Annotated in this window: 5 protein-coding genes; 4 read left to right on the forward strand and 1 reads right to left on the reverse strand. The window is 60.9% G+C overall.

What is annotated here, in order from left to right; all coding sequences use genetic code 11:
* Positions 1-22: 22 nt before the first annotated feature.
* The 3 genes from ACIQ67_RS12315 to ACIQ67_RS12325 are packed head-to-tail and all read left to right on the forward strand — an operon-like array spanning position 23 to position 3,450.
* Positions 23-1,174 (forward strand): acyl-CoA dehydrogenase family protein, encoded by a 1,152-nt coding sequence (locus tag ACIQ67_RS12315; protein ID WP_397534662.1) that lies wholly within the window; start codon positions 23-25, stop codon positions 1,172-1,174.
* A 39-nt stretch (positions 1,175-1,213) separates the two neighbouring features.
* On the forward strand, positions 1,214-2,542 hold the full coding sequence (locus ACIQ67_RS12320; protein ID WP_397534663.1) for an alpha/beta hydrolase family protein: 1,329 nt from the start codon (positions 1,214-1,216) through the stop codon (positions 2,540-2,542).
* Positions 2,542-3,450, forward strand: a complete 909-nt coding sequence (locus ACIQ67_RS12325; RefSeq protein ID WP_397534664.1) for an aldose 1-epimerase — start codon at positions 2,542-2,544, stop codon at positions 3,448-3,450. Before ACIQ67_RS12320 ends, ACIQ67_RS12325 begins: the two co-directional genes overlap by 1 nt.
* A gap of 108 nt (positions 3,451-3,558) precedes the next feature.
* On the opposite strand, the gene ACIQ67_RS12330 is transcribed toward ACIQ67_RS12325, so the two are convergent.
* Complete coding sequence (locus tag ACIQ67_RS12330; protein WP_397534665.1) at positions 3,559-3,966, reverse strand: hypothetical protein; 408 nt, start codon at positions 3,964-3,966, stop codon at positions 3,559-3,561.
* A gap of 157 nt (positions 3,967-4,123) precedes the next feature.
* Between ACIQ67_RS12330 and ACIQ67_RS12335 the strand changes: the two genes are divergently transcribed.
* The gene (locus tag ACIQ67_RS12335) at positions 4,124-6,676 is read left to right on the forward strand and encodes a diguanylate cyclase (RefSeq protein WP_397534666.1); all 2,553 of its coding nucleotides are present in this window, start codon (positions 4,124-4,126) and stop codon (positions 6,674-6,676) included.
* The last annotated feature ends 229 nt before the right edge of the window (positions 6,677-6,905 follow it).

Here is a 6,905-nt window from a genome sequence, read left to right on the forward strand (position 1 = left end):
CCGGCAAAAATGATTGCATTCAATGAAGCTCGCCTTTGACCCCATCGAGCGTGCCTTTCAGGATGAGGTACGTTGCTTCATTGCTCAGCATTTTTCACCAGACCGCCCTTTTCGGGCAGGCACCGCCGATGAAAAGCGCTGGGCGCGCGCCTTGCTTGAACAAGGCTGGGCAGCCTATCAGTGGCCGGTGCAGCACGGTGGCACAGGATGGACAGTGACGCAGAAGTACATCTGGGAGCGCGAAACAGCGCTGGCCGGTGTGCCAGCCCGAATGGGTGGCTCGGGAATGTTCATGCTGGCCCCGGTGCTCTACACCTATGGAAGCGTCGAACAGTGCCAACGCTTTCTGCCAAGCATTTTGGACAACTCCGTTGAGTGGTGCCAAGGCTATTCGGAACCCGAGGCTGGCTCGGACCTGGCGGCCTTGCGCACCCGTGCAGAACGTGTGGGCGACCACTACGTGGTCAATGGCATCAAGACCTGGACCAGCTACGCGCATACCGCCGACTGGATGTTTTGCATTGCGCGCACTGAAGTTTGCGCACGCCGGCAAGATGGCATCACCTTCTTGCTCATCGACATGCGCTCACCCGGTGTGCGGGTCGAGCCCATCATCACCCTCGACGGACGACACTCCACCCTCAACACCGTCAGCCTCGACAACGTTCGTGTACCGGTTGATCAGCGCGTTGGCGAAGAAGGCCAGGGTTGGCGCTATGCCAAGGGTCTGCTGACGCACGAGCGCTCGGGCCTTGCATTCGTCGCCGACTCCACCCGACGGCTGCAGCGCCTGCGTGCTGCAGCGGCAGGCACGCGCAGCGGGGCTGGTCGGCTGCTAGAAGACCCCCTCTTCGCCGCCAAGCTCGCTGAAGTGGAAATCGATCTCATGGCGCTCGAGATCACCGAGTTGCGCACGCTCGCCGAGACAGCGGCCGGTCACGCCCCCGGAGCACAGTCGTCCATCCTCAAACTGCAAGGCACCCTCGTGCTGCAGCGATTGACCGAATTGTTCATCGAGTGCGCCGGCCTGCACGCCCTGCCCTACAGCTTCGACGACAACGGCCTGCGCGAAGAGATGAGCACCTATCTCATCGGCCGTGCAGCCAGCATTGCCGGTGGCACCAACGAAGTCCAGCGCGACATCATCGCCAAGCATGTGCTGGGCCTGCCTTGAACCCCAGCACGTGTCGACATTACCGAGAGGCCGCTCCAAATGAACCCCACCATTTTCGATCGTTACACACGCCGAATGCATGTCGCCATGTTGGCGCTCGTCGTTAGCGCCGCCAACGCTGCACCTATCGACGCACCCGAGTTGGCTGCGCCCGGCGGGCTGGCAGTCGGCGTCATGAAGCTCAGCGTCGATGTTGGCAGTGTTCCGGCCTCAGATAGCAAGGCAACTGAAGACCGAAAGATTGACGCTTGGCTCTGGTACCCAACCAGCGGTGCGCCGGGGATGCAACGTGAATTGACACGGAACATCACGGCCCATGCTTGGCGACCTCTGCCCAAATCGCCACTGAGCGTGTCTGTACCTTCTGTTGCCACGCCCGACGCGGCACCGCTGCCAGGCGCGCGCCTGCCGGTAGTCGTGATTTCGCACGGCCTGTTGAACTGGGCGCCGATCATGAGCTACCTCGCCGAGCATCTCGCCTCGCGTGGCTACGCCGTGCTGGGCATAGAGCACAACGACGAAGCGGCTTCCAATCCGTTGGCATCGGCGCTTCTGCTTCGACCCTTGGACGGCGGTGCCGCACTGCGCACGCTGCTGCGCCTGGACGCCACGCCAGGCCATGTGCTGCATCAGCGGCTTGCGCTCGACAACGTGGGCCTCGTGGGCTACTCGATGGGCGGCTACGGCGCGCTGATCACTGCCGGCGCCCGCGTGGCCACCGACGGCATGGCTTACAGCTACGTGCCCGGTGGTGCCATGGCCCGCCACGCGGGCCCTCTACAAGCAGAAGACGAACAGGTGCGGGCGCGTATCGGGGCCGTGGTGACGATTGCCCCATGGGGTGGGCAGTCATTCATTGGAGCGTTCACGCGCCCGGGGCTTGCCAGTGTCAAGGCGCCCTTGCTAGCCGTCGCCGGAGACCAAGACGACATCAGCGGCTACGCCGACGGGGTCCGTAGCCTTTGGGAACAGCTGCCGGCCACGCCACGTTGGCTGCTCGTCTATGAAAACGCACGCCACAACATTGCCCAGCACGGCGCACCTGCACCACTGCAGGGCACGTTTGCGGCCTGGACGAGTTTCGAGGAGCCTGTGTGGCGTCGCGATCGAATCCTGGATATCAACCGGCACTTCATCACTGCTTTTCTGGATCTCACCCTGCGTGGCAAATCCGATCGCGCCGTCTACCTGAAACCTGTGGTCTCACGCTCCAATGATGGTGCTTGGCCTGAGCCACAAGGCACGCCCGCCTCTGGCCGCTTCGCTGGCGCACCCCAAGCGCCGATGACGCATTGGGCAGGCTTCCAGCGCCGCTGGGCCCTCGGCTTGCGCCTGGAACAGCGGACCGACACGCCAGTGAAGCCTTGATGCCGGGAAAGCACGACCTCGCCACGCTCGAAAACGGTCAACTCCGCGCGTGCGTGCAGCCCGGCTTGGGCGCTGGCCTCACCCGACTCGACTGCTGGCATCGCGACGCTTGGGAGCCCTTGCTACGCCCCTTGAGCGGGCCGGCTTCGGACCCCGAACAATTGGCCTGCTGCCTCCTTATGCCGTGGAGCAACCGACTTTACGGGGGCAGATTCAAATGGCGTGGCCGAGTCTTTGACGTCCGTCCGAGCCGTGTGAGAGACAGGCTGCCCCTGCACGGTGACGCCTGGGTGTCAGCTTGGTCCGTCATAAGTCAAGGGTCAAACGAGATAGTCCTTGAACTTGACGCACGGCAGCACCAACCGTTTGCCTACACCGGTCGTGTGCACTACCGGCTCGAAACCAGTCGGCTACGGGTATCGCTGTGCATTGAACACTGCGGCGACGAACCCATGCCTTACGGCATCGGTCTGCACCCCTGGTTTGTGCGGGAAGCTGATACCCAGATTCAGTTCAGTAGCAAGTCCCGTTGGGAGCCTCAGGCCGAGCAGCCGCCCAGCTTCTTGACGACACTGCACTCCGGCAGCCCCAACCACTTCGGCGAGCCAAAGCGCTTGCCGTCCGGGTTGATCGATCACGCCTACGCAGGATGGGATGGACGTGCCGAGATTCGTTGGCCGCGCCGAGGCCTCGCACTCGAAATGCGAGCCAACACCAGCTCAACCCACTTGTCGGTCTATAGCCCGCCGCAGCAAGCCGCAAAGGATTTTGTCTGCCTGGAACCCGTGACCCACCGGAATGGCGCGCACCTCGCTGTGGACCCGCTTGCGCAAGGTCTGGTCGAACTGCGTCTGGGACAACACCTGAAGCTTGAGGTGAGCCTCGCGGTGACCTATGACCCGCACTGAAGTGCGCGGCGAACGCTGGCGCATTCAAAGGCCCAGCGGCTGACGCAAAGAACCATGCACTCTCGCACCGGCCCTTGCCCGGCTTTCGTTCGCAGCAAATCTGAACGATCACCACATCGCGGCGTATGGTGACGGCGAAAGCTGTACCCACCCAACCTCGAAGGTTTCGGGCAACAAGATGGCACCAAGCTGGCGTTGGACTTCGTTGACGGTCGTCTTTGTAAAGTCGAAGGGGCATTGGCTGATGGATCGGTACCACGCGACCAAATTGCGTGAAACCGTCATCGGCGGTTGATGGACAAATTGGGAGACCTCGCCACGGCGCATCAGCACAACCCACACCGGTTGGTGGATTCTGGCCTCCGCTGTGAATTCGAAGCCCAGCCAGGAGCCAGCCTCTTCTGGCAACTGCCCTCCAGTCGAGTCGCGACGTTGTACCGTGTCGACGTTCTCTGACCGAGCACAACAATCCCAGTCTAGTAACGGTAGGGAGCTGTGAGGCAGTTCGGCACTCATATCGGATCTGCAGGTCCAACACAATTGACCCGGACTCGATGCCTCGGTCCTTGGCCAACCTCCGCTAAACTAGTTGAACCTCACTTTCCAAGTGAGGTGATGCCTTGAATAGTCGACCCTTAGTCATCCACTGTTTTTTGCTTCGAGAGTTGAAGGCTTGAGCACCGCGCTGGAGTTTTTTGCGACCGATGAAGCTGTGGCGGAATTGGAAGCAGAGCTGTTGTCGGCCTCGGGACCAACCCGCTTGCACGCATTGGTGTCTGTAGCTTGGCAGATGCGTCAGCGTGACACCAAGCGTGCGTTGGAGCTGTGCGATGAGGCAGAGGTCTGTTTGGCTTCGGACAGCTGCGCCGCTCTGAGTGACGGCATACGGCGCGCAATACAGGCCCGGATGATGCTGATCCGCGGCGAGGCGAAGTGGCTGTTCGATGAGTTGGATGCGGGTGTCGTCTTAGCTGAAAGCGCCTTGCGCGAGTTCACTGCCTGTGGCGATGACATCGGTTGCGCTGATGCTCATGGCTTGCGAGCCTATCTTGCGCATGGCCAAGGTGACCTTGCCCGCCGGGCAGCCGAATGGGAATCGGTGATCTCGTGCGCCGAAGGCAACGATGCGGTGCGGCACACCTCTGCGCAAGCCCGGAAGGCAGCGTTTGGTGCATTCCACGATGTTGCCGCCGCCAGGCAAAAGTGCGCGGCCCACTTCGCCGCTGAGCGTTTTGCCATGCATCCGGCCGCCGCCTGCCACGCAGAGTTTTTTCTTTCCACTTCAGCAGTGCTAAGCGGCGAATTTGTTGAGGCCATCCGGCACGGCGGTTTCTGTCACGCTCTGGCAATTGAAACGGGTCAAACCCGTGCAGCACTGATCACCGCCCATAACATTGGCTATGCATTCAATTCGCTAAATGACCATCAGGCAGCGCTTGAGTGGATGCAGCGCGGACTCGAACTGGCGCGGCGCAGCGCTTGGCCTAGCAGTATCGGGATGGCGCTGATGCAAACCGCCGATACCCTGCGCCTACTGCGGCGCCATGACGTCGCCAGGGAGTTGCTACGCGAAGCACTCGAACTAATGGCGAAAGTGCCCGCCTCGTATAACTACGCGGTAGCACTATGCAATTTGGGCAAGGTGGAGTTGAGCCTCGAAAACTACGCCGAAGCGCTCGCGACCTTTCAAATGCTGGAGCAGCGCTCACTGGCCTTAGGACCTGAGGGGCTGCTATCTTTTTCACTGCGCGGCCAAGCCCAGGCCTTTCTGCAGTTGAAGGAGCCACAAGGTGCATTGGGGCAGGCCCATGCCGCACTGGCAGCAGCGAAGTCAAATCCCAGCTTGAGAATTGAGGCCTTGCAAGTGCTGGCCGAAATCCATGCCAGCCATGATTTGCCGAATCCGACGGGGATGCACGCGGCAAGTGCGGCGCTGCACTACCTGCAACTGGCGCTTGATGCGGCCGCCAACATCGAGACCTACACAGTGCCCGGTGACTTGCTAGAGGCGACGGCGCGCGAGCACGCAAGGATCGGCGACCATGTCAATGCCTATGAACTGGCGCTGCAAGCTAGCCAGGCGCGCAAGAAGATTCACACCCAAGAAGCGAGCAATCGCGCCAGCGCGCTGCAGGTCAGCCACGAAATTGATAAGGCTAGGGCCGAGGGCGAACACCAACGCCAACTCGCTCTCGCCCAGGCAGAGCGCGCCGACACGCTGGAGCGTGCCAACGCTACGCTAGAGAAGCTCGGGAAAGTAGGCCGCGACATCACGGGCAATTTGAACGCTGAGGCGATCTTTCGCGCGCTCGACACCCAACTACGTTCGCTGCTGGACGCCACGGCGTTCATCATCTACCGACTTGAAGTTGACGACCTGTCGCTAAAGATGTTGTTTGGCGTCGAGGACGGCCAAGCCGTGCCTCAGCACATCGCCCGGCTTGACGACCCGATCAGCAAAGTAGCTCGCAGCGCGCGTGAACGGCATGACACCATTGTCGACGTCGCGCCTGGACATGAAATCCTGGTGCCTGGTACCCAGGCTCCTCTGAGCGTGATGCTTTCGCCCCTGGTGGTGGGTGAGCGTTTGTTAGGGCTGATGGTCATACAGTCCCGCAAAGCACAGGCCTATGCAGAGCGCGAGCTTGCCATCTTCCGCACCCTGTGCGCCTACGGCGCAATTGCTTTAGCCAATGCCGAAACGCAGGGTTTGTTGATGGAGCAGAACAATCTGCTCGCCAAACTTTCCACTTCGGACAAGCTCACCGGCCTTTACAACCGTTTGCGACTTGATCAGGCGCTTGTAGAGCAGGCTCGCCTCACCCAGCGTACGCATGCTGCGACATCGATCATTTTGCTTGATGTCGACCACTTCAAAGCGGTAAACGATACACATGGGCATCAGGTTGGCGACCAAGTGCTTGTAGCACTTGCTGGTCTGCTGAAAGGACAAACTCGCGGAGGAGATGTTGTCGGCCGATGGGGGGGCGAAGAGTTTCTGATTGTTTGCCGAGACACGACTCTTGAAGGTACTTACGTGCTCGCGGAGAAGCTCCGCAGCGCAATTGCCGCATTCGTATTTCCCGTCGTTGTCCGCATGACCGCGAGTTTTGGCGTGTCCACCCTAAACGGCTCACTAGACATCGATGGGCTGATCGCCCGCGCGGACGCTGCGCTTTACAGAGCAAAGAGACTTGGACGCAATAGGGTTGAAATCGAAAGCTGAAACAGCTGGTGGCTCCGCCCAGAGTTGCGGTCGCACGAGATGGCTCAAGGCTTGTCGGATCGAAACCCGGCACGCCGAGCGCAGAGGCATGCTGCGCACAAATGTAAGCGGTAAGCCGAAGGCGTTGTTCCCACGCGGTGGTCCTTTTCCCAGAATGCCTGCATCGACAACGACAGCAAGGCGGATGAAGTGGAACAGCAACGAGGACGGGGACACCTGGGAGAGGCGA

The organism is Roseateles sp., assembly GCF_044373315.1.
GTDB lineage: Bacteria > Pseudomonadota > Gammaproteobacteria > Burkholderiales > Burkholderiaceae_C > JACDQM01.

What these genes read in the sequence shown, in the direction of transcription:
- ACIQ67_RS12315 (WP_397534662.1), top strand. Translation starts at nt 23, where the DNA reads ATGAAGCTCGCCTTTGACCCCATCGAGCGTGCCTTTCAGGATGAGGTA.
- ACIQ67_RS12320 (WP_397534663.1), top strand. Translation starts at nt 1,214, where the DNA reads ATGAACCCCACCATTTTCGATCGTTACACACGCCGAATGCATGTCGCC.
- ACIQ67_RS12325 (WP_397534664.1), top strand. Translation starts at nt 2,542, where the DNA reads ATGCCGGGAAAGCACGACCTCGCCACGCTCGAAAACGGTCAACTCCGC.
- ACIQ67_RS12330 (WP_397534665.1), bottom strand. Translation starts at nt 3,966, where the DNA reads ATGAGTGCCGAACTGCCTCACAGCTCCCTACCGTTACTAGACTGGGAT.